The organism is Tenuibacillus multivorans (assembly GCF_900103915.1).
Classification (GTDB): Bacteria; Bacillota; Bacilli; order Bacillales; family Alkalibacillaceae; genus Tenuibacillus; species Tenuibacillus multivorans.
In genome coordinates this window covers 23,744-41,812 of the sequence record NZ_FNIG01000008.1, presented here as the reverse complement: position 1 = coordinate 41,812, position 18,069 = coordinate 23,744, and the positions used below count along the sequence as shown (strand labels likewise).

General features: G+C 37.1%; 28 protein-coding genes, 1 tRNA gene and 1 pseudogene. 21 read left to right on the top strand and 9 right to left on the bottom strand.

Translation table 11 applies throughout. From position 1 onward, the window contains the following. Nucleotides 1-8: 8 nt before the first annotated feature. A complete protein-coding gene (locus BLP77_RS11980) occupies nucleotides 9-464 on the bottom strand; it encodes an SRPBCC family protein (protein WP_093857375.1) in 456 nt (151 codons plus the stop codon). Between the two features lie 135 nt (nucleotides 465-599). On the opposite strand from BLP77_RS11980, the gene BLP77_RS11975 reads away from it, so the two are divergent. The 14 genes and pseudogenes from BLP77_RS11975 to BLP77_RS11910 all read left to right on the top strand — a co-directional run bounded on the left by BLP77_RS11975 (nucleotide 600) and on the right by BLP77_RS11910 (nucleotide 7,436). Further along, nucleotides 600-929: an ArsR/SmtB family transcription factor gene (locus tag BLP77_RS11975; protein ID WP_093857374.1), complete on the top strand. Its 330-nt coding sequence runs from the start codon at nucleotides 600-602 to the stop codon at nucleotides 927-929. Further along, a pseudogene (locus tag BLP77_RS16195) lies at nucleotides 922-1,247 on the top strand (SRPBCC family protein); the annotation flags it as partial. The gene BLP77_RS11975 and the pseudogene BLP77_RS16195, both read left to right, overlap by 8 nt. Before the next feature lie 9 nt (nucleotides 1,248-1,256). Continuing rightward, a complete protein-coding gene (locus BLP77_RS11965) occupies nucleotides 1,257-1,628 on the top strand; it encodes a PDZ domain-containing protein (RefSeq protein WP_342668929.1) in 372 nt (123 codons plus the stop codon). Between the two features lie 144 nt (nucleotides 1,629-1,772). Next, nucleotides 1,773-1,982, top strand: a complete 210-nt coding sequence (locus BLP77_RS11960; protein WP_093857371.1) for a hypothetical protein — start codon at nucleotides 1,773-1,775, stop codon at nucleotides 1,980-1,982. A 52-nt stretch (nucleotides 1,983-2,034) separates the two neighbouring features. Continuing rightward, nucleotides 2,035-2,106: transfer RNA gene (locus BLP77_RS11955), tRNA-Ala, on the top strand. Between the two features lie 288 nt (nucleotides 2,107-2,394). Continuing rightward, nucleotides 2,395-2,655: a metal-sensitive transcriptional regulator gene (locus BLP77_RS11950; RefSeq protein ID WP_093857370.1), complete on the top strand. Its 261-nt coding sequence runs from the start codon at nucleotides 2,395-2,397 to the stop codon at nucleotides 2,653-2,655. An 86-nt stretch (nucleotides 2,656-2,741) separates the two neighbouring features. Beyond that, on the top strand, nucleotides 2,742-2,969 hold the full coding sequence (locus BLP77_RS11945) for a sulfurtransferase TusA family protein (RefSeq protein ID WP_093857369.1): 228 nt from the start codon (nucleotides 2,742-2,744) through the stop codon (nucleotides 2,967-2,969). A gap of 119 nt (nucleotides 2,970-3,088) precedes the next feature. Next, a complete protein-coding gene (locus BLP77_RS11940; protein ID WP_093857368.1) occupies nucleotides 3,089-3,568 on the top strand; it encodes a DsrE/DsrF/DrsH-like family protein in 480 nt (159 codons plus the stop codon). Nucleotides 3,569-3,587: 19 nt separating this feature from the next. Next, nucleotides 3,588-3,884 (top strand): rhodanese-like domain-containing protein, encoded by a 297-nt coding sequence (locus tag BLP77_RS11935; protein ID WP_093857367.1) that lies wholly within the window; start codon nucleotides 3,588-3,590, stop codon nucleotides 3,882-3,884. A gap of 20 nt (nucleotides 3,885-3,904) precedes the next feature. After that, nucleotides 3,905-4,468, top strand: coding sequence for a sulfurtransferase TusA family protein (locus tag BLP77_RS11930; RefSeq protein WP_093857366.1), 564 nt, complete (start codon nucleotides 3,905-3,907; stop codon nucleotides 4,466-4,468). A gap of 92 nt (nucleotides 4,469-4,560) precedes the next feature. Then, the gene (locus BLP77_RS11925) at nucleotides 4,561-5,691 is read left to right on the top strand and encodes an MBL fold metallo-hydrolase (protein ID WP_093857365.1); all 1,131 of its coding nucleotides are present in this window, start codon (nucleotides 4,561-4,563) and stop codon (nucleotides 5,689-5,691) included. Nucleotides 5,692-5,773: 82 nt separating this feature from the next. Beyond that, the gene (locus BLP77_RS11920) at nucleotides 5,774-6,556 is read left to right on the top strand and encodes a sulfite exporter TauE/SafE family protein (RefSeq protein WP_093857364.1); all 783 of its coding nucleotides are present in this window, start codon (nucleotides 5,774-5,776) and stop codon (nucleotides 6,554-6,556) included. A 111-nt stretch (nucleotides 6,557-6,667) separates the two neighbouring features. Beyond that, complete coding sequence (locus BLP77_RS11915) at nucleotides 6,668-7,048, top strand: DUF302 domain-containing protein (protein ID WP_093857363.1); 381 nt, start codon at nucleotides 6,668-6,670, stop codon at nucleotides 7,046-7,048. A gap of 181 nt (nucleotides 7,049-7,229) precedes the next feature. Then, nucleotides 7,230-7,436: a thioredoxin domain-containing protein gene (locus BLP77_RS11910; protein ID WP_093857362.1), complete on the top strand. Its 207-nt coding sequence runs from the start codon at nucleotides 7,230-7,232 to the stop codon at nucleotides 7,434-7,436. A gap of 126 nt (nucleotides 7,437-7,562) precedes the next feature. Here the strand turns inward: BLP77_RS11910 and vrrA are convergent, their stop codons facing one another. Together vrrA and BLP77_RS11900 are read right to left on the bottom strand one after the other, a co-directional pair. Next, the gene (vrrA, locus tag BLP77_RS11905; protein ID WP_093857361.1) at nucleotides 7,563-8,219 is read right to left on the bottom strand and encodes a VrrA/YqfQ family protein; all 657 of its coding nucleotides are present in this window, start codon (nucleotides 8,217-8,219) and stop codon (nucleotides 7,563-7,565) included. Nucleotides 8,220-8,333: 114 nt separating this feature from the next. Further along, entirely contained in the window at nucleotides 8,334-8,441 is a 108-nt protein-coding gene (locus BLP77_RS11900; protein ID WP_093857360.1) for a YjcZ family sporulation protein, read from the bottom strand. Nucleotides 8,442-8,633: 192 nt separating this feature from the next. Here BLP77_RS11900 and BLP77_RS11895 point away from each other — a divergent pair, with 192 nt between their 5' ends. Beyond that, on the top strand, nucleotides 8,634-8,885 hold the full coding sequence (locus BLP77_RS11895; RefSeq protein ID WP_093857456.1) for a stage VI sporulation protein F: 252 nt from the start codon (nucleotides 8,634-8,636) through the stop codon (nucleotides 8,883-8,885). 78 nt (nucleotides 8,886-8,963) lie between these two features. Here BLP77_RS11895 and BLP77_RS11890 read toward each other — a convergent pair whose 3' ends face one another. The 6 genes from BLP77_RS11890 to BLP77_RS11865 form a co-directional block, all read right to left on the bottom strand. Continuing rightward, entirely contained in the window at nucleotides 8,964-9,455 is a 492-nt protein-coding gene (locus BLP77_RS11890; RefSeq protein ID WP_245686871.1) for a DinB family protein, read from the bottom strand. A gap of 13 nt (nucleotides 9,456-9,468) precedes the next feature. Continuing rightward, on the bottom strand, nucleotides 9,469-9,591 hold the full coding sequence (locus tag BLP77_RS16140) for a hypothetical protein (RefSeq protein ID WP_261753347.1): 123 nt from the start codon (nucleotides 9,589-9,591) through the stop codon (nucleotides 9,469-9,471). Between the two features lie 45 nt (nucleotides 9,592-9,636). After that, nucleotides 9,637-10,869, bottom strand: coding sequence for a beta-N-acetylhexosaminidase (nagZ, locus tag BLP77_RS11885; RefSeq protein WP_245686870.1), 1,233 nt, complete (start codon nucleotides 10,867-10,869; stop codon nucleotides 9,637-9,639). 294 nt (nucleotides 10,870-11,163) lie between these two features. Further along, on the bottom strand, nucleotides 11,164-11,871 hold the full coding sequence (locus BLP77_RS11880; protein ID WP_093857358.1) for an L-2-amino-thiazoline-4-carboxylic acid hydrolase: 708 nt from the start codon (nucleotides 11,869-11,871) through the stop codon (nucleotides 11,164-11,166). 157 nt (nucleotides 11,872-12,028) lie between these two features. Beyond that, on the bottom strand, nucleotides 12,029-12,253 hold the full coding sequence (locus BLP77_RS11875) for a hypothetical protein (protein WP_093857357.1): 225 nt from the start codon (nucleotides 12,251-12,253) through the stop codon (nucleotides 12,029-12,031). A gap of 337 nt (nucleotides 12,254-12,590) precedes the next feature. After that, entirely contained in the window at nucleotides 12,591-13,526 is a 936-nt protein-coding gene (locus BLP77_RS11865; RefSeq protein ID WP_093857355.1) for an acetamidase/formamidase family protein, read from the bottom strand. Between the two features lie 143 nt (nucleotides 13,527-13,669). Here BLP77_RS11865 and BLP77_RS11860 point away from each other — a divergent pair, with 143 nt between their 5' ends. The 6 genes from BLP77_RS11860 to BLP77_RS11835 all read left to right on the top strand — a co-directional run bounded on the left by BLP77_RS11860 (nucleotide 13,670) and on the right by BLP77_RS11835 (nucleotide 18,058). After that, entirely contained in the window at nucleotides 13,670-14,182 is a 513-nt protein-coding gene (locus BLP77_RS11860; RefSeq protein ID WP_093857354.1) for a P-loop NTPase family protein, read from the top strand. Nucleotides 14,183-14,206: 24 nt separating this feature from the next. Then, complete coding sequence (locus BLP77_RS11855) at nucleotides 14,207-14,446, top strand: hypothetical protein (protein ID WP_093857353.1); 240 nt, start codon at nucleotides 14,207-14,209, stop codon at nucleotides 14,444-14,446. 254 nt (nucleotides 14,447-14,700) lie between these two features. Next, a complete protein-coding gene (desA, locus tag BLP77_RS11850) occupies nucleotides 14,701-15,738 on the top strand; it encodes a Delta(5) desaturase DesA (protein ID WP_093857352.1) in 1,038 nt (345 codons plus the stop codon). Between the two features lie 112 nt (nucleotides 15,739-15,850). Continuing rightward, nucleotides 15,851-16,984 carry a sensor histidine kinase gene (locus tag BLP77_RS11845; protein WP_093857351.1) on the top strand — a complete coding sequence of 378 codons (1,134 nt, stop codon included), beginning with the start codon at nucleotides 15,851-15,853 and terminating at the stop codon, nucleotides 16,982-16,984. Then, nucleotides 16,981-17,580, top strand: a complete 600-nt coding sequence (locus BLP77_RS11840) for a response regulator transcription factor (protein WP_093857350.1) — start codon at nucleotides 16,981-16,983, stop codon at nucleotides 17,578-17,580. Before BLP77_RS11845 ends, BLP77_RS11840 begins: the two co-directional genes overlap by 4 nt. Before the next feature lie 46 nt (nucleotides 17,581-17,626). Beyond that, complete coding sequence (locus BLP77_RS11835; protein WP_093857349.1) at nucleotides 17,627-18,058, top strand: hypothetical protein; 432 nt, start codon at nucleotides 17,627-17,629, stop codon at nucleotides 18,056-18,058. The last annotated feature ends 11 nt before the right edge of the window (nucleotides 18,059-18,069 follow it).

Below are 18,069 nucleotides of genomic sequence, written 5' to 3'. Positions count from 1 at the left end.
TCACCTTTCTAATTGTGAGATTCAGCGATACGTTTTAATTTACTAGCTCGGTTAGCAAGAAATTGTTTCATATATCTTTCTAAAAACAGTTTATCAGCTATAGATCCAAGTATGCCAAAGGGAGATTGATAGTCAAATATATCTATCATTACTGTTCCTTGATGCTGTATAATAAATTCGTGTTTATGCGTAAAGGATTTAAATGCCCCTTTAACCATAATATCGGTAAAATAATTGGGTTTGTCCATCGCAGTTATCTTCGCTGTCAGACTTTGTTTAATACCAAAGTGAACAGCTTCCCATGTGACTTTATCGCCTTTTTCGAGTAGGCCTTCAGTAACGCCAGCAATAGCTTTTTCTTTACTTTTAGATGTCGTTAAAGTATGTATTTGGACATTTCTAGCAAGGTCAAAGCAAACATCACTCGGCGCTTCTATATAGATTTCGTGTTTAATGATTGGCATAATCCCACCTCATAACCGGTTTTATACACATTATATCGTATTAAGAAAAATCAATATTAAAATTCAGAAAATTGTTGACTTTGGATGTAAATTTACTTAATATATAACTTAATGGTTATATAACTTCTGGAGGTGATGAGGACGTCGGGAAATATATACCGTGCGTTAGCGGATCCAACACGACGAAAAATCCTTAATCTACTATCAAAAGATGAGCATACCCAATCAGATATCGTGAAAGAATTTGATATTTCACAGCCTGCGATTAATAAACAACTCAACATTTTGAAAAAAGAAGGGTTTGTACATGAAAGCAAGTCAGGACGGTATCGTTTTTACTCATTAAATACGAAGGTGTTTGCTGTGGCTTATCAGCAAATGATTGACGAAATAGGTGCTATGTTAGACCAAACATTGGTCGACTTAAAACATTATGTAGAAAATAAGGAGGAAGACGATGATTAAATCAAAAACAGTAACAAGAGTTATATGGATTGATGCTTCAGTAAAGAAGGTTTGGCGTGCCCTAACTAGAAAGGAAGAATTATTACGCTGGTACACTTGGGATTGTGAAATTGATTTTCGTGAAAGTGGAAAGGGAACTACAACCACGGGTGGGGAGCTTGGACTTCTGGTACATTTGAAGAAATTGTAAAGTATGAAAAGTTTGTCCTACGTACGGGTGAAGATTCAAGAACTATTACGACTCTAACACCAGAAAAAGGAGGGGTCCGTGTAACGATTGAATATGAGATGCCTAGTCTAGAAAACGAACCAGAGATAAGAGAGAACATGGCCTTTGGAACGTATCAATTTATGACAAATCTAAAACGTGTGCTTGAGGACGGGGAGGATTTAAGACCAACTTTTTGGAAGTCCTGGCTTGGATTTAGTCATTCATCCGTAAGAGTTGAAAAAGGTTCTAAAGTTCGGGGTATTAAGGAAGGTACACCTGCTGAAAAAGCTGGAATCGATAAAGGGGATGTTATAACGGGTGTTAATGGGAAGCAGGTTGAATCTTTTCAGGACTTAGAACGAATGATTACAACGTCAGAAGTTGGAGAAATATTAACGCTGACTATAGATCGAAATGGAACGGAAGGGGATGTTCGATGTGAAACTGTACCATACCCTGTTGAATATCGGAAAAAAGTTGAGTGGTAGTTATTATATGGGATTATTTTCTAAAGGAAGGTAGCCCTTTCTTAAACAATCATTTATTTTTTAGTAAGTGCTTACATAAAGTTGTTAAGCAACTAGGTGAATATCATAGGATAGGGTTATATCTAGATAGTTGGAGGTTTATATATGTCAGTATCAGATTTTAATGCTGCTAAAAAGTGGTCGAAAATACCGAAAAATTTACAGGATAAGTTAATAGATAATGTATTTTGTTCTTCTTGCCTAGATGTTACAACGATTATTGATTATAGTATTAAAGATGATGATCATGGTATTGTCTTAAAAGGGAAATGTAAAACATGTAAAGGTAATGTAGCTAGATTTATTGAGGACTAAATACTATTTTATGTTATGATGGTTTATGTTATAATTTGCGTTGGAAAAATAGGGGGCATTAGTTCAGTGGGAGAATGCTTCACTGGCAGTGAAGAGGTCGCCGGTTCGAGTCCGGCATGCTCCATTAATTATGGACAGCGACACTATTTTTCGCAAAAAAGCGAGAGATAGTGTCATTTTTGTTAGAGTAGTTGAAACATAAAATTTACGGACATAGGTTCCGCCTAAATTGTAAAATCATTAATAATGATAAAATATAACTCGGTAAAAACCTTAACGTCACGATTATTCAAAAGATTATATTTTTTGGTTTGACAAAATACCTATGCGGGTATAAGATGAATGTGTAATTTGAACCAACACATATTAATCTTGTGTTGTTGAAGGAATAGAAAGGAGGACAAGCAACTATATGGAATACGATGCTAAGGTTAAAAATAGAATTAAACGTTTAGAAGGACAATTACGCGGTGTACTTCGCTTGATGGAAGAAGGTTCTGATTGTAGAGATGTTATTACGCAATTATCAGCGAGTCGTACAGCTATTGATCGAACAATAGGTGTGATTGTCAGTAATAATTTAATTGAATGTGTTCAAGAAGCTTATGAGAATGGTGAGGACTCGGAAGAAAAAGTTAAAGAAGCTGTTAACTTACTTGTTAAAAGCCGTTAGCAAAAAATATTTGTTGACGGATTTCATTTTATAGGTTAATATACCCCTGTGGGTATTAAAACAAAACTTTTAAGGAGGAATCTGAATTGAATATTGATAAATCATTAGACGCAAAAGGGATTGCATGCCCAATGCCTGTTGTTAAAACTAAAAAGGCAATTGAGGAAATTGAAAGTGGGCAAATTCTTGAAGTTGTTGCAACTGATGCTGGGTCTAAAAGCGACTTAACTGCATGGTGTAAATCCTCAGGTCACGAACTGGTTGACATGAATGAAGATGATGGCGTTTTTACGTTTTATATTAAAAAAGGTTAAAATATTTTTTTGGAATAATATATACCTGTACGGGTATATGTATTTAAGAAACGTGTTAAACATTTAACGACGTTCTTCCAGAATCATTAAACAAAATTAAGGAAAGGGAGGAATCCAAATTGGCTGACAAAAAGAAAACGAACATTATCCTCTTCAGCGGGGATTATGATAAAGCAATGGCAGCCTATATCATCGCAAACGGTGCCGCCGCTTACGATCATGATGTAACGATTTTTCATACGTTCTGGGGATTAAATGCGTTACGTAAGGATGAAAAATTACAACCTAAAAAATCGTTCATGGAGAAAATGTTTGGCAAAATGATGCCGCGTGGTGCAAACAATATGCCATTGTCTAAAATGCAGTTTTTAGGAATGGGTCCTAAAATGATTAAAGGTGTTATTCAAAAACACAATACTGTGCCTTTACCAGACTTAATTGACATGGCAAAAGAGCAGGATATTACATTGCTTGCCTGCACGATGACAATGGACTTATTAGGCCTAAAAAAAGAAGAACTTTTAGATGATATAGAATATGGTGGCGTTGCAGCATATATTGCTGAGGGGGAAGACGGCGCAATTAACCTATTCATTTAAAAGCAGGAGGTTATTAAAAATGAAAACAGTCGATACAATAACAGTAGCAAAGAGGTTAGACAATGGTGAACAACTTCATTTAATTGATGTTCGTGAAGTAGATGAGGTTGAAACAGGTAAAATACCTGGTGCGGTAAATATTCCGCTTGGCTTATTAGAATTTCGCGACAATGAATTAGATAAAAGTCATGAATATATTATGGTTTGTCGCTCAGGTGGCCGAAGTGGTAAAGCTACAAAGTACCTTGAAAGTAAAGGGTTTAAGGTTATGAACATGGCTGGTGGAATGTTGGATTGGAAAGGACCAGTTGAATAAACTTGACAGGAGGATGCGGTATGACTGAAATTAATGTCAATCACGTATTAGATGCAAAAGGCTTGGCATGTCCAATGCCTATTGTTAAAACGCGAAAGGAAATTGAGCATATTGAACCAGGCCAAGTGTTGTTAATTGAGGCAACAGACCAAGGTTCTAAAGCTGATTTAAAAGCTTGGTCTGAACGTAGTGGCCATCAATATTTAGGAACAGTTGAAGAAGGCGATGTCTTAAAACACTATGTTCGTAAGGCATCAGAAGTTGAAACAGGTAATGTTGCTTCGTTTGAGCAAAAAGTAAATAATGCTGAGTTAAAGCAGAAGCTAAATTCTGATCACGTCACATTATTAGATGTGCGTGAATCGGCTGAATATGCTTTTGGTCATATTCCAAATGCGATTTCGATTCCGTTTGGGGAATTAGAAAATCGCCTAGATGAATTAAATAAAGAAGATGAAATCTATGTTGTTTGTCGTACAGGTAACCGAAGTGATTTGGCAGCAAAATTATTAAGTGACAAAGGGTTTGAAAAAGTATACAACGTTGTTCCAGGCATGAGTGAATGGGACGGCGATATTAAATAACAGTAATAATGTGGTCAACATTACTGGAAAGGCCTTGCCTTAGGGAAGGTATATATTTTTAACTATATTAATACCATAGGGGGTATATAAAAATGACTGTTAAAACAATGACAGTAAAAGAAATAGCAAAAAAGGTTATTAATAAAGAGGAATTATTTATTTTAGACGTACGAAATGAAGATGATTTTGCGGATTGGAAAATTGAAGGTGACAAGTTTGAATACCTTAACAAACCATACTTTGATTTAATAGATGGAATTGACTCTATAAAAGATCAAATTCCGACTGACCGAGATGTTGTTGTAGTTTGTGCCAAAGGGGGATCATCAGAATTTGTAGCCGAGCAACTAGTTGAAGCTGGTTTTGACAATGTTTATTCATTAGAAGGCGGAATGAAAGCTTGGAGTGAACATTTAGAACCGGTGAAAATAGCAGATTTAAATGATGGTGGTGAGCTATATCAATTCGTCCGTTTAGGGAAAGGGTGCTTATCATATATGGTCATCTCTGACGGTGAAGCAGCCCTCATTGATGCGGTAAGAATGACGGATGTTTTTATCGATTTTGCAGAGGAAAAAGAAGCAACCATTAAACATGTATTTGACACACACCTACATGCGGACCATATTTCGGGTGGACGTGAGATTGCAGAAAAGACAGGTGCGATCTACTGGTTACCGCCAAAGGATGCATCAGAAGTTCAATTTAACTATCGACCACTAGAAGACGGGGAAGATGTACAAATCGGATCATCAAAGATCAGCGTTCAAGCGCTCTATTCACCAGGGCATACCATTGGATCGACTTCATTTATCGTAGATGATCATTATCTCATGTCAGGTGATATTTTATTCATTGATTCTATTGGTCGTCCAGACTTAGCAGGAAAGGCTGAAGATTGGGTTAGTGATTTGCGTGAAACGTTATATAAACGTTATAAAGCTTTATCCGAAGATTTAGTAGTATTACCAGCTCACTATATGACCAACCATGAATTATATGAAGATGGTTCAGTGGCTAAAAAACTAGGCGAATTGTACAAAGAAAATCATGGTTTGAACGTCGATGATGAAGATGAATTCCGTCAAATGGTGACAGTGAACTTACCGCCACAACCAAATGCTTACCAAGAAATTCGTCAAACGAATATGGGTAAAATTTCGCCAGAATCTGAAAAGAAACGTGAAATGGAAATCGGGCCAAACCGTTGTGCGGTGAAGTAAGTGTAATGAAATGGGAATTAGTGTTGTTTATCACTAATTCCCATTTATATGCTTCAGTATCATACCCAAGGGGGTGTTGAGTTTGGAATATAGTTTGCTTTTTATAGCTTTAATATTTCTAATTGGTTTTGCCGGATCTTTTGTATCAGGAATGGTCGGAATTGGTGGATCGATAATTAAGTACCCATTGCTTCTTTATATTCCATCATTATTTGGATTTGCAGCATTTACAGCTCATGAAGTTTCAGGAATAAGTGCGGTTCAAGTCTTTTTCGCCACAATCGGTGGGGTTTGGGCTTATCGAAAAGGTGGCTATTTAAATAAAGAACTCATTATTTATATGGGTATAAGTATTTTGGTTGGTAGTTTTATCGGTGGATATGGTTCACGTTTACTCTCTGAAGACTCAGTAAATTTTGTATATGCCATATTAGCAACAATTGCAGTCATTATGATGTTTATGCCCAAAAAAGGCATAGATGATATGGCGTTTAATGAAGTTACGTTCAATAAAGTATTAGCGACTATCTTAGCTTTAATCGTCGGAGTAGGAGCCGGTATAGTAGGTGCAGCTGGTGCATTTATCTTAGTTCCCATCATGTTAGTCGTATTAAAAATACCTACTCGAATGACCATCGCAACCTCATTAGCGATTACGTTTATGTCATCTATTGGTTCGACTGCAGGTAAAATTTTGACAGGACAAGTAATACTAGTCCCTGCCGTCATTATGATCGTGGCTAGTTTAATTGCTTCACCTTTAGGGGTTAATGTTGGGAAAAAGATGAACACTAAATTTTTACAGTGGTTCTTATCTTTACTGATATTAGCTTCAGCCATAAAAATTTGGCTAGATTTAATATAATGTTGAAAGCTCACCTTATGTAAGATGGGTTTTCGTTTATAAGGAATTTATAGTGACAGATTGGTTATATTAGATGGAGAAAAATACATTTTATTCTCAGGTGGTGTTATAATGTTTCATTATACGACTGAATCCAATCAAGCAATAGAGGACACAATCAAACGCCTTGAAAATACCTTAAAAGATGAAGGGTTTGGGGTATTATGGCAATTTGATATACAGGAAAAATTACAAGACAAAGGCGTGGATTTTGAAGTCCCTTATCGTGTTTTAGAAGTTTGTAATCCACATGAAGCTAAGCGTGTCCTAACTAAAGATAAATTGGCCGGCTATTTCTTACCATGTAAAATTGTGGTTTATGATGATAATGGTAAAACAAAAATTGGTATGCCAAAACCGACTGTCTTAATAGAGATGCTTGATGATGAGTCTGTAAAGAACCTAGCTAAAGACATAGAAAAGAGGTTAATTAACTGCATTGACAATGTATAATGCTGGATTTACAACTTGATTTTAAATATAGGTATCTTAATATTTTCATAAGAAAACTAATGAAAAAAGGAGGCTTATGATGGCTAAAACAATAACTTCAGAAGAATATCAAGACTTGATTAGTCATATGGACAAACCGGTTGTACTTGAATTTAGTGCTACTTGGTGACCAGGCTGTAGAATGTTGGGGCCGGTGGTCTCAAAAGTTGATGAAGAATTGGATACAGTAGATTTTTACAAGGTGGATGTCGACCAATCTCCAGATGTTGCTCAACAATATGGGATTCAAAGTATTCCGACGTTAGTCTTAATCAAAAATGGCGCGGAAACGAAACGTTCTGTAGGGTTTATTCCAGAAGAGCAAGTAATCGAATTTGCCCAATCCTAACGTATAAAAGTATTCCTGAATATATGTGATATTTAGGGATACTTTTTTTCATTGATAAATAAAGAGGAGTCCACAGTCATGAATATGGTTGATTCTCGTGTGTCCTCCTAAGGTTTTCGCCTGTTTTTATATATATAATTTTGGTTTAGAGGGTTCATCTTTTTTATGGTTGTTTTGCGGTTCTCGACTTGTTGTTTGGACATTTGAAGAGCGGGTATTGTTTGGTTTTTCGGTGTCATTATCGGATTGATCATTAGTTGATAATTCGGTTTTTTCAGAGCTTTCATTTGTTTCTTCACCAGATCCTTCATCTTCATCCATATTATTAAACTCCTTTAACATTTTTAGCATGGCAGGCATATTTTTCACCATGGGTCCGTATTGCCTTATAATCGGAGCCGTTTTTTCCACCATTTTCAGGGCTGACTGAACATTATTAAGCGTCCCGGTTAAACCTGAATTGGTAGTCGAATTCGTCGTTACATTTTCGATTCCTTGTGATGGCAATTGGTTCATAAACGGGCCGAAATTTTGAGGCCATTGTCCTGGGTTACCCGGATATTGTGATGGTACATTTGGAAACCCACCCTGGCTATCTATATTTGATTGGTTTCCTCTTTTAAAGATTGAGTTTAAGAGGCCTTTTGATTGAACGTTACCTTGTTGAAATGATTGAGGAGATCTAGGAAACATCATTTGATCAAAGGGTCCAGGAGGAGGCATTTGATTCATCACATTTTGCTGATTATTTTTATTTAATAATGATGTCAATAATTGGAGCACTGTTTTCCTCCTTTCACATTGTAGTCATTAATATTAAACCAGCGTGTTTAGAAATTAAACACACTGGTTTTAACTAAACCGCTTTAAATTATAGGATTTATATTGTCATTGGGCTTAATAGCCGTAACCACCGTATCCCCAAGCAGCTCCTACAATAATTAATAAAATGAACAAGACGACAATTAAAGCAAAGCCGCCTCCATGGCCATATCCATCTGACATAACATTTTCCTCCTTTTGTGTATTCGATAGTCATTATATGTGCGAATAACTGATACGGCAGGGCAATTGCGGAATAGTCATAAATATTTATTTAAACTTAACCGATTGTAAAATCTTATGACAAATGTCGCGACAAAATGGGTTGTAAATTCATATATTTATGTAGATAGCGATAAAAGGAGGGGATAAGTGTTGTTTAATAATTTCTTTGGTAATATTGAAAGAAAAACCGGTGTTAATGTAAATGAAGTCGTTCAATTAGCTCAATCGTTACAGAATGCCAATTTTAAAGATGAACATACAGTAAGAAATGTTGTGAAAAGAGTATCTGAAATTGCTGGTAAACCGGTTTCCAAACAAAAAGAAGATTATATTGTGAATGCGATCGTTAGCGGTAAGGTTCCTAAGGATATGAAGGAAATTGAAAAAATGATGGGGAAATAATGATAGCTTTATAATAAATAAGTGCCACTCAGGAATATGAGTGGCATAATCCTCCAATTGAATTTAAAACTTATAGAATTAATTAAAAAGATTTAATCCAATCAAATTTGCCGATACCGGTTCCATCTCCATCTCTCTCGCCCATACAGAAAGCTGACCGATATGATGGGTCTCGTGTACAGCTACATGTAATAGAACTTCTATGTAAAAGTAAGAAACCTCCTCACCTTGTTTGTTGACTCCGTGGAGTATATCTGTTTTTAACTTAGAAGTATTATAGTGATTTAGAAATTTTAACGTATAGGCCTTAGTTTCCTCAGATAATTCAATCAGTGCATCTAGGGTATGATAATCCTCAAAATTATGGGTTCTGGGTTCATCTTTAGCTAATCCTCTAAGCCAACGATTTTCAACATCAATGATATGGAACAAGGTGGGTAAAATTCCCTTCATACCACCTTTTCTTTCTTTTTGGAGTTCCTTACTTGAAAGGTCTCGACACCAATCAAACCATTTTTCACGAATAGTCCAGTTGTACTCAAATAGCGATTTTATATCATATAAACCCATTTATCTCCCACCCCTACGGAATGTTTAACGTTGTTTTTGAAATATCACGATCTCCGCTTAGCTCCTTTATTCTAGGAGCATCCTCCATTGTAAATGGTCGGTAACAAAGCCTTTCTGATTCTAAATGTAACGACATGTCGAACACTCCTTTAATTGTCAATACATAAGTATTCGACAAATTCTAGTTATTTCCTTTTAATGATGAATATGTGGATAATAATTTTTCAATTTCTTGATTAAGTTGCTCGATATTAGCGCGTTCAACAGGTTCGTTATTTAAGTCGTATTTCTGTTTTAATTCAATAATTCGGTGAACACTCTTGTTAATTCTTTCTTCAGTAATTTCACCTTGTTCGACAGCTGTTTTAATGGCTTGAATTGTTTTAGCGGCACGGTCATATTCGTGTGCTATCATGATTAAATCCGTTCCAGCTTGAATGGATTGTACCGCTGCTTGTTCGATGTCATTGTATTTGGTAATCGCCTTCATGGTCATATCATCCGTGACAACTACGCCATCAAAGCCTAGTTGTTTTCTTAAAACATCAGTAATAATAGGTTTTGATAGAGATGAAGGGTTATGCTCATCAATTTTTGGTAGTAAAATGTGAGCGGCCATCACCATATCGGCACCTTCTTCAATCGCTTTCTTAAATGGAATTAATTCTAAACTTTTGAGTTCCTCTAAATTTTTTCTAATCACGGGTAGTTCTGAATGTGAATCTGTTCCCGTATCACCGTGGCCAGGGAAATGCTTAATGACTGGCGTAATGCCTTCAGATTGCAACCCTTTCATGACTTGGATGCCGTGTTGGCTTACGCGTTCAGCTGTACTACCAAAAGAACGGTCACCTATGACGACGTTATTCGGATTATTGTTAATATCTAAAACCGGTGCAAAGTCAATATTGAAACCAAAAGCGTGAAGCTGTTTTCCGAGTAACCTACCAATTTCATAAGAGAATTCTTCATCATCTATTTCTCCGACTTTTTGGCTTGACGGAATATCTTGCAATACTGGTAAACGTTGAACACGACCACCCTCCTGATCAACGCCTAGAAATAGTGGAAGGGGGTTGTCTTGGTTTTCAGATTTAATTTGATTGAGGAATTGTGTTATTTGGGAAGGATCTTTTAAGTTTTGATCGAAAAATATTAACCCACCTACATGAAATTCATTGATTAAATGAAGGGTTTGCTCATCAGTTGTTGTACCTGGAACCCCAGTCATGATCATTTGTCCAATTTTTTCTTCTAACGTCATTTGATGAATCTTTTCCTGAATCGGGTCTCTTTGGGACTGTTGTTCTTTATCATTGTTTTGGCTTTGAATAAATTCCTCTATGTCAATTGCTTGGTAAAAATAAACTCCAAAAATGACTATTCCGATTATGACTAATATATTTTTAACCATCATGATTCCTCCAATCAACTGTTAGACGATACTACGATTGATACGTTACAAAAATTAATAAATCTTACTATCGTTAATATATCGCATTCATCATGAACAGTATACTTATTTCGTGTTGAAAATATAGGTGGGTATTGTGATAGGTATAGCCTTCGAAGTAGAAACAGCTTATTAGCTATAGATTTATTGAAAAATTTATGGGGCTCGGTTAAGCGAATAGCTGCTGAAGAAGAAAGCTATCAGCTGTAATATGAAACCAACTCGCCGAGATAGGGAGTTGGTTCTCTCCGTTCATTATTTATTTTGTTGATCCTGCATCTTAAATCTGAAATGACAGTTGCCTTCTCTTAAGACATACTGATCATGCTCCACTTCAAAATTAGGGTTAAATCCTCTAGCAACCGCTGGATCAATCATTTGACAATATAAAATCCCGTATTCGTGCATGTTGTCATCAGCCCATTGTTGACCAAATGGACATACGGTAAAGTTTTGTTCTATTTCGTTTGGTTTGTATTCAGTCGAGAAGGTAAAGAGGTCACTTCTTCCCATATCGTAGTTGGTTAAGTAATGATCAATCGTGTAATCTTCACCATTAGCCCGTGCACGTTGGGCGATACCACGACCGCGTTCCTCACCAAATGTGCGAACACCATCACGTACAGCATCCTTGGCTTGATTACCGAATTCGTCAACGACCGGTTTCGTGATTTGAGCAAATAACTTTGCCATTAAGGCGTATATCGTTTCATTCTCAAAGTTTTTCTTAGCTTGATGGTTATTCGGAATATAATTAAATAACGCATGATTTTCTTTTTCCATTGTCGCTTGCTTGGCAATATCCTCTGCATCTTTAAAGCCAAAGATTTTAACACCTTGTTGGATAAGTTTCTGGCCTTCTTGACCAAACTCGGAAACGATGGCTTTCTCCACATGAGTAAAAAGCTTTGCCGTAATGGCATACATCGAAATTGGAGGTATGTTTAAACGTGGTTCACTCATTTGATCACATCCTTGTTGAATAGAATCATAGGTTTGTAGTTTATTGTAATGCTTATCGGGGTTAAAAGTAAAGAAGTTCGCTAAGTGGTGAGCCCTTTGCGGAAGCTAGTAGTGTGGCGAGCTTTTATAAAAAAGGTGTGCTTGTTACCGAATCTATTCATCCCTTTAAAAATCGCCTTTTTACGTGATAGATATCTTTCTCATTATCCTGAACCTTATTTTCAATAAATGCCATTCTATCATCTAGTTGGTCGAGCTTGTCTGTGGTTTCTTCCTTGAAAGCGTACATCTCATCTCTGAACTCGTACATTTCCTGTTTAAATGCATTAAAGTTTTGCGAGAGCTCCGTTACTGCCTGAAGAATTTGTTGATTAACTTCCATAATCGCTCCATCCTTTCTATAAGTAAACAATGAAGTCCTTAGGAGAAATATATAAGTTAATTATCTCTATTTTTAGTAGAATCTCAACAGGACAAAAGAACTATTATTTTGACAAAAATCGAACGTTTATATAGTGGTTGCAGTTTCTTTTATAAGCTCACCATTTGGGGAGTTGGAGTCGCCAATCACGGGGCTGGAGTCGCCAATCACGAGGTTGGAGTCGCCAATCACGAGGCTGGACTCGCCAATCAGGGAAGTGGAAATCGCCAAATCAAGGGGGCGGCCCTGCAAAAGCATGAAACCGTCCCATCAGCTTAAGGAGCAACCGATTATTCAATTACCGAATCGCCCCATGTGGCAAGATAGCGTGTACTCCTTTTGATCCGTTCACAATTTGTGTAATTCTTAAGTCAACAGCTGCACTCGCCAAGGCGGTTGCTTCTGTTTTCTTAATATCATACATATCTTGTATGAACTTCACCATCTCATTAAGTGCAGTGGCTGTAGCTTCGTTGAGGTCCTCATTAAAGCCAAACGTAATCCATCCAGCGGGGGTCCATGCACGTGGCATCGTCAGATTCATATTTTCTTGAACGGTAAGTGTAATATCAACTAAATCCATTGGTGCTTCAATGGCTGTCCCAGAAACTTCGCCATCCCCTTGAACGGCATGGCCGTCACCGATTGAAAATAGGGCACCATCACAGGAAATAGGTAAGTAAAGGCTGCTCCCACGTACAAGTTCTTTACAATCAATGTTTCCACCGCAATAACGTGGTGGAGCTGTAATATGTAGACCGGATTCTGCAGGGGCTACACCCATAAGACCTATAAATGGCTGAAGACCGACGTGTAGCTCACGTCCATCTATTTTAGTTGTTCCAGTCATCGTTTGTGAATCTAGTTCCCAATCAAGTTGAACGTTTTCTTCATGAGCTAAATCAAGTTTTTCGTTTTGCCAGCTATTAAAACCACCAGCCCAATTTGATCCATACCAACCGAGATCGAGATCATTAATTCTTATCTCTAGTACCATTCCTTTTTTTGCTTCATTAATTTTTATTGGGCCAATCATGGGGTGACCGTTTACTTCTTCATTTTCCCTAGAGTCAAACATCACGCGTTCTTCTCCTTTTGATTGGGAATAGCCCCATTGAATATCAGGCGTCGTTAATTGGACTGTATCTCCGGAATTAACAGTCAATATAGGTTCATAATCTTTATTGAATGAACGATGTAAATGTTCAGTCTTTAAATCTAGTTTGTGGATCATTGTGACACTCCTTGAAAATAGTATTTCTAACAGCATCATATCACAACAATCAATTGTCCCGTTACAAAACTTATGTCAAACTAAAGAAGAAATATTTAAAAAATTAGTTTAGAGTAGGACAAATGTGTGGAGGTGCCGATACAATGAAACGCATTATGGTATTAGGAGTTTCATCAGGTGTAGGAAAATCTACTTTTGCACGAAAATTAGGTGAAGAAATGGGGATAAAAGTCTACCATTTAGATTCTCTACATTGGAAACCAAATTGGGTAGAGGTATCTTCAGAAGAGTCTGCGGCTAGTCAAAAGGAAATTGTTACTCAAGACGAATGGATTATCGAAGGGAGTTATAGTAGCACGTATCATATCCGGGTGAAACGTGCAGATACTATTATTTATTTGGAACTCCCTTTATATGTCTGTCTTTATCGTGTTGTTAAGAGGTGGTTATTAAACATAGGAAAAACAAGCCCAGATATGGGAGAAGGCTGTAAGGAAAAGCTAGATTATCAGTTTCTCAAGTTTATCCTGACATCCTACAATAAACGGAAGAAGAAAATGGTTAAGCGGCTTCAAGCATTTGATGACATGGCACCCGATCACAAAGTTGCGTTCCTGTTACGTGGCGACACCATTGACAGTCCGTTTGTAAACTAAAAGAAGAGTTAGGGGTGGTAGATTATGAAAGAAATGTGGAATAACGAAGATAAACTTAAAGAGCAATTGGATCAATTTGAGGTAGACGTTCCTGACTTTTCTATAAAAAAATCAAAATTGACTCGGATTGGTAATTGGATATTTGCCCCTACTCGAATACCTTTTCCGGAGTTTGGATACAAAGAGGTTTTTACTAAACTAATTGTGATATTGCCATTAATTTTAGTTGCGCTAACGATGCTTCCAGTGGTGGTGTTTTATTAATGAGTGTTCTTTAAACGAGGAACACTCTTTTTTTATATGACATTTGTCATCTCTTCATATTGATACCTGCCATGACTTCCTTTATTTGCTCATAATAGTGACGTTTTCTTGAAAAGATATCCATACATCATTCATCCGCGGATGTAAACATGACATTTGTTAATCAAAAGTACTGACGTTCATGACTGTTGTCAGGTACTACCTTTCACTAACATTAGGAGTAGATACTAAAGTAAAGTTTCAAGGAGGCCGTTATGAGTCATTCAAAATTAGCTCAACTAAAGAAAAACATAAGACAATTCGAACAATCTGATGCAAAAGCAAGTGTATGGCAGTTAATCAATACGATTCCTCCACTTTTTATTTTATGGTATTTGGCATATGAATCGATTTCGGTATCTATTTGGTTGTCACTAGCACTGTCTATTTTAGCAGCGGGATTTGTGGTAAGAACGTTTATCATTTTCCATGATTGTTGTCATGGTTCATTCTTTAAAAATCGAAAACTAAATCACTTAATAGGGACCGTAACCGGTATTTTAACGATGTTCCCTTATTCAAAGTGGAAGCGTGAACACTCAATCCACCATGCGACGAGTAGTAACTTGGACAAGCGCGGAACGGGTGATGTGTGGATTATGACCGTAAATGAGTATGTGAAGGCATCAAAATTAGAACGTTTACAGTACCGTTTATATCGAAATCCATTTGTCATGTTTGTACTTGGACCATTATTTTTATTTTTCGTATCAAACCGAATGAATCGTAAGGATGCGAAGAAAAAAGAGCGTCGTAATACGTATTTAACGAACGTATCAATCGTTGCCATTGCAGCGCTTTTGATTGTAGCAATCGGTTTGCAGAACTTCTTGATCGTTCAAATACCCGTCATGTTCGTAGCGGGAAGTCTAGGGATTTGGCTATTTTATGTCCAGCATCAATTTGAGGATTCTTATTTCGAAGATGAAGCGGAATGGGATTACGTCAAGGCTGCGATTGACGGAAGCTCGTATTATAAACTTCCAAGAATATTACAGTGGATCACTGGGAATATTGGTTATCACCATGTGCATCACCTAAGCCCGAAGGTACCGAACTATCATTTAGAGGATGCCCATGAATCAACACCACCGTTACAGCAAGCAACAACGATTACGATGAAATCAAGCCTTAAATCGATACATTTTAGACTTTATGATGAAGATCAAAAAATGTTTGTTAGCTTTAAAGGAGTCAAACCACTATTAAAAGAATCTCAGCATCATGTGATGAATCAAAAAGAAAGCGTATAACCTTACCGGAAAAGTCCTTCAATGTGTATTGAAGGATTTTTCTTTATATAAGTGTAACCCGCCCGTCTTTGTTATAATGAGAACACTAGTTGATGAAAGGACCCCATATTTGATGCAAAATTGGTATAATATTTTTCCGAAAAATTTAAGTATAAACATTTACGTCTGGATTATTTTTAGTTTTTTACCGTTCTTTTTTATTTTCCGCTCAACCTCATGGCTTGAAGTGATTCTGGGCTTTATATTAATCGTTGTCTTTTTTGTGGCTTATCGTTTATCGTTTTTATCGAATGGTTGGTTTTTATACGCTTGTGTATCGCTTATGATGCTGATTAGCATTGGCATGTCGCTCTTTTATGGATATGTTTATTTTGCATTGTTTTTAGCGTTTTTTATAGGAAACATAAAGCATAAAGGTGGATTTATCACGTTATATGTTGTGCATATCGTGACGACTATGGTGGCAGCTGGATTTAGTGTCATGACTCAGGAAGAACTATTTCGTTATCAATTGCCGTTCATCGTCATTGCTATTCTCGGGGTGATCATTCTGCCAATTAATACATACAACCGCCTGAAGCGACAGAAGTTAGAGGCTCAGTTAGTCGATGCGAATGAAAAGATTTCACAATTGATGGTATACGAAGAGCGACAACGAATTGCACGTGACTTGCATGATACACTAGGTCAAAAGCTATCGTTAATTGGGTTAAAAAGTGATTTGGCTAGAAGGCTAATTGAACGAGACCCTGGAACGGCTCAGAACGAAATTACTGATATTAACCAAACGGCTCGCACGGCGTTAAAAGAAGTTCGGGATATGCTATCAGATATGCGCGGTGCTAAATTAGACGATGAAATTGAACACGTGACGCAGTTATTAAAGGCTGCTGATATTGAAGTAGAGTTTAGTGGTGTGAAAGAGTTGAAAAAGTCTCCAGCTTTAGTGGAAGATGTTGTAAGTATGTGCTTAAAAGAGTTAGTAACCAATGTCGTCAAGCATAGTCAAGCGAACAAGTGTCAAATTAAAATTCGTGAAACAGATGATGAATTAAGCCTCTTGGTAAAAGATAACGGAGTCGGTCTTAGTCATGGCGGACAAGTCAAGGGGCATGGTTTAAGAGGGATTCAGGAACGGTTAGAATTTGTTAATGGAGAGGTCCAATTCGACCATCAAAATGGGACAAAAATTGAAATTCTCATTCCGAATGTGTCACGACGGGTCAAACGGGAGGAAGCAAGATGATTAGAATTGTTATTGCGGAGGACCAACGAATGCTTCTCGGTGCTCTAGGTTCTTTACTCGAATTAGAGGAAGATATGGAGGTTGTTGGGAAGGCATCGAACGGGGAAGAAGCGGTTGAATTAGTAAAAGAATTGATCCCTGATGTCTGTATTATGGATATAGAAATGCCTGTTAAGAGTGGGCTTGATGCCGCAGAAGAGATGATCGATTTACCCTGCAAAACGATTATATTAACCACTTTTGCTCGTTCAGGCTATTTTGACCGTGCCCGCAAAGCACAGGTCAGTGGCTACTTATTAAAGGATAGTCCGAGTGAAGATTTGGCTCGGTCGATTCGTTCAATTATGGAGGGCAGAAAGGTTTATGCACCTGAACTTGTTGACCTTGCCTTTGAGGAACCTAATCCGTTAACGGAACGCGAAACTGAAGTCATTAAATTAATTGCTGACGGTAAAAGTACAAAAGAAATTGCGAAAGAGTTGTTTTTAACCTACGGAACAGTCCGTAATTACATTTCGGTTATATTTGATAAGCTTGAGGTTTCAAATCGGGTGGAAGCCGTATCGAAAATAAAGGAAAAAGGTTGGTTGAAATAATCATAATCGGATTGCATGAGGAAATAATAGGCATGAGGTGGTTAAAATGAAAAAAATGTTAGGCGTCATGTTATTATTTCTAATCATCATACCTTATCGTGTACATGCTGAAACCCTTGACTGTCCTGAAGTATCCGATTTGGAGGAAACGACTGAGAAAGACCGTCAAGAATTTATGGAAGCATTAGAAGGTTTTATCAAGAATATTTATATCAGCGATGATGAGTACGGCCATTTATATGAAGAATGGGAAGTCATCACCGCAAAACCTTTTCCAGATACCGAAAGCAGTGCCTATGATGAAATTTATTATGAAATGGCGAAAAACTTCTGTGGTGAAGAGGTGGCCAATCGCTCTTGGTTGACTCGTATTTACTTCCCGAAATGGTCTGGTATTAGTGCGAGTAATTTAGAAGGACAGCTTTTTGTAGCTAAAAGTAAAGAAAATGGCTGGTTTGTCTGGTTTAGGTATCATTAATCGATAAACGA

Excerpts from the sequence above, each read along its gene's own strand:
- BLP77_RS11930 (WP_093857366.1), top strand. The coding sequence starts at position 3,905 with ATGACTGAAATTAATGTCAATCACGTATTAGATGCAAAAGGCTTGGCA.
- BLP77_RS11855 (WP_093857353.1), top strand. The coding sequence starts at position 14,207 with ATGAAAGAAATGTGGAATAACGAAGATAAACTTAAAGAGCAATTGGAT.
- BLP77_RS11925 (WP_093857365.1), top strand. The coding sequence starts at position 4,561 with ATGACTGTTAAAACAATGACAGTAAAAGAAATAGCAAAAAAGGTTATT.
- BLP77_RS11845 (WP_093857351.1), top strand. The coding sequence starts at position 15,851 with ATGCAAAATTGGTATAATATTTTTCCGAAAAATTTAAGTATAAACATT.
- desA (WP_093857352.1), top strand. The coding sequence starts at position 14,701 with ATGAGTCATTCAAAATTAGCTCAACTAAAGAAAAACATAAGACAATTC.
- BLP77_RS16140 (WP_261753347.1), bottom strand. The coding sequence starts at position 9,591 with ATGTCGTTACATTTAGAATCAGAAAGGCTTTGTTACCGACCATTTACA.
- BLP77_RS11875 (WP_093857357.1), bottom strand. The coding sequence starts at position 12,253 with ATGGAAGTTAATCAACAAATTCTTCAGGCAGTAACGGAGCTCTCGCAA.
- BLP77_RS11910 (WP_093857362.1), top strand. The coding sequence starts at position 7,230 with ATGTTGGGGCCGGTGGTCTCAAAAGTTGATGAAGAATTGGATACAGTA.
- nagZ (WP_245686870.1), bottom strand. The coding sequence starts at position 10,869 with ATGGTTAAAAATATATTAGTCATAATCGGAATAGTCATTTTTGGAGTT.
- BLP77_RS11890 (WP_245686871.1), bottom strand. The coding sequence starts at position 9,455 with ATGGGTTTATATGATATAAAATCGCTATTTGAGTACAACTGGACTATT.
- BLP77_RS11840 (WP_093857350.1), top strand. The coding sequence starts at position 16,981 with ATGATTAGAATTGTTATTGCGGAGGACCAACGAATGCTTCTCGGTGCT.
- BLP77_RS11900 (WP_093857360.1), bottom strand. The coding sequence starts at position 8,441 with ATGTCAGATGGATATGGCCATGGAGGCGGCTTTGCTTTAATTGTCGTC.
- BLP77_RS11915 (WP_093857363.1), top strand. The coding sequence starts at position 6,668 with ATGTTTCATTATACGACTGAATCCAATCAAGCAATAGAGGACACAATC.
- BLP77_RS11835 (WP_093857349.1), top strand. The coding sequence starts at position 17,627 with ATGAAAAAAATGTTAGGCGTCATGTTATTATTTCTAATCATCATACCT.
- BLP77_RS11865 (WP_093857355.1), bottom strand. The coding sequence starts at position 13,526 with ATGATCCACAAACTAGATTTAAAGACTGAACATTTACATCGTTCATTC.
- BLP77_RS11975 (WP_093857374.1), top strand. The coding sequence starts at position 600 with ATGAGGACGTCGGGAAATATATACCGTGCGTTAGCGGATCCAACACGA.
- BLP77_RS11880 (WP_093857358.1), bottom strand. The coding sequence starts at position 11,871 with ATGAGTGAACCACGTTTAAACATACCTCCAATTTCGATGTATGCCATT.
- BLP77_RS11960 (WP_093857371.1), top strand. The coding sequence starts at position 1,773 with ATGTCAGTATCAGATTTTAATGCTGCTAAAAAGTGGTCGAAAATACCG.
- BLP77_RS11935 (WP_093857367.1), top strand. The coding sequence starts at position 3,588 with ATGAAAACAGTCGATACAATAACAGTAGCAAAGAGGTTAGACAATGGT.
- BLP77_RS11860 (WP_093857354.1), top strand. The coding sequence starts at position 13,670 with ATGAAACGCATTATGGTATTAGGAGTTTCATCAGGTGTAGGAAAATCT.
- BLP77_RS11950 (WP_093857370.1), top strand. The coding sequence starts at position 2,395 with ATGGAATACGATGCTAAGGTTAAAAATAGAATTAAACGTTTAGAAGGA.
- BLP77_RS11965 (WP_342668929.1), top strand. The coding sequence starts at position 1,257 with ATGGCCTTTGGAACGTATCAATTTATGACAAATCTAAAACGTGTGCTT.
- BLP77_RS11980 (WP_093857375.1), bottom strand. The coding sequence starts at position 464 with ATGCCAATCATTAAACACGAAATCTATATAGAAGCGCCGAGTGATGTT.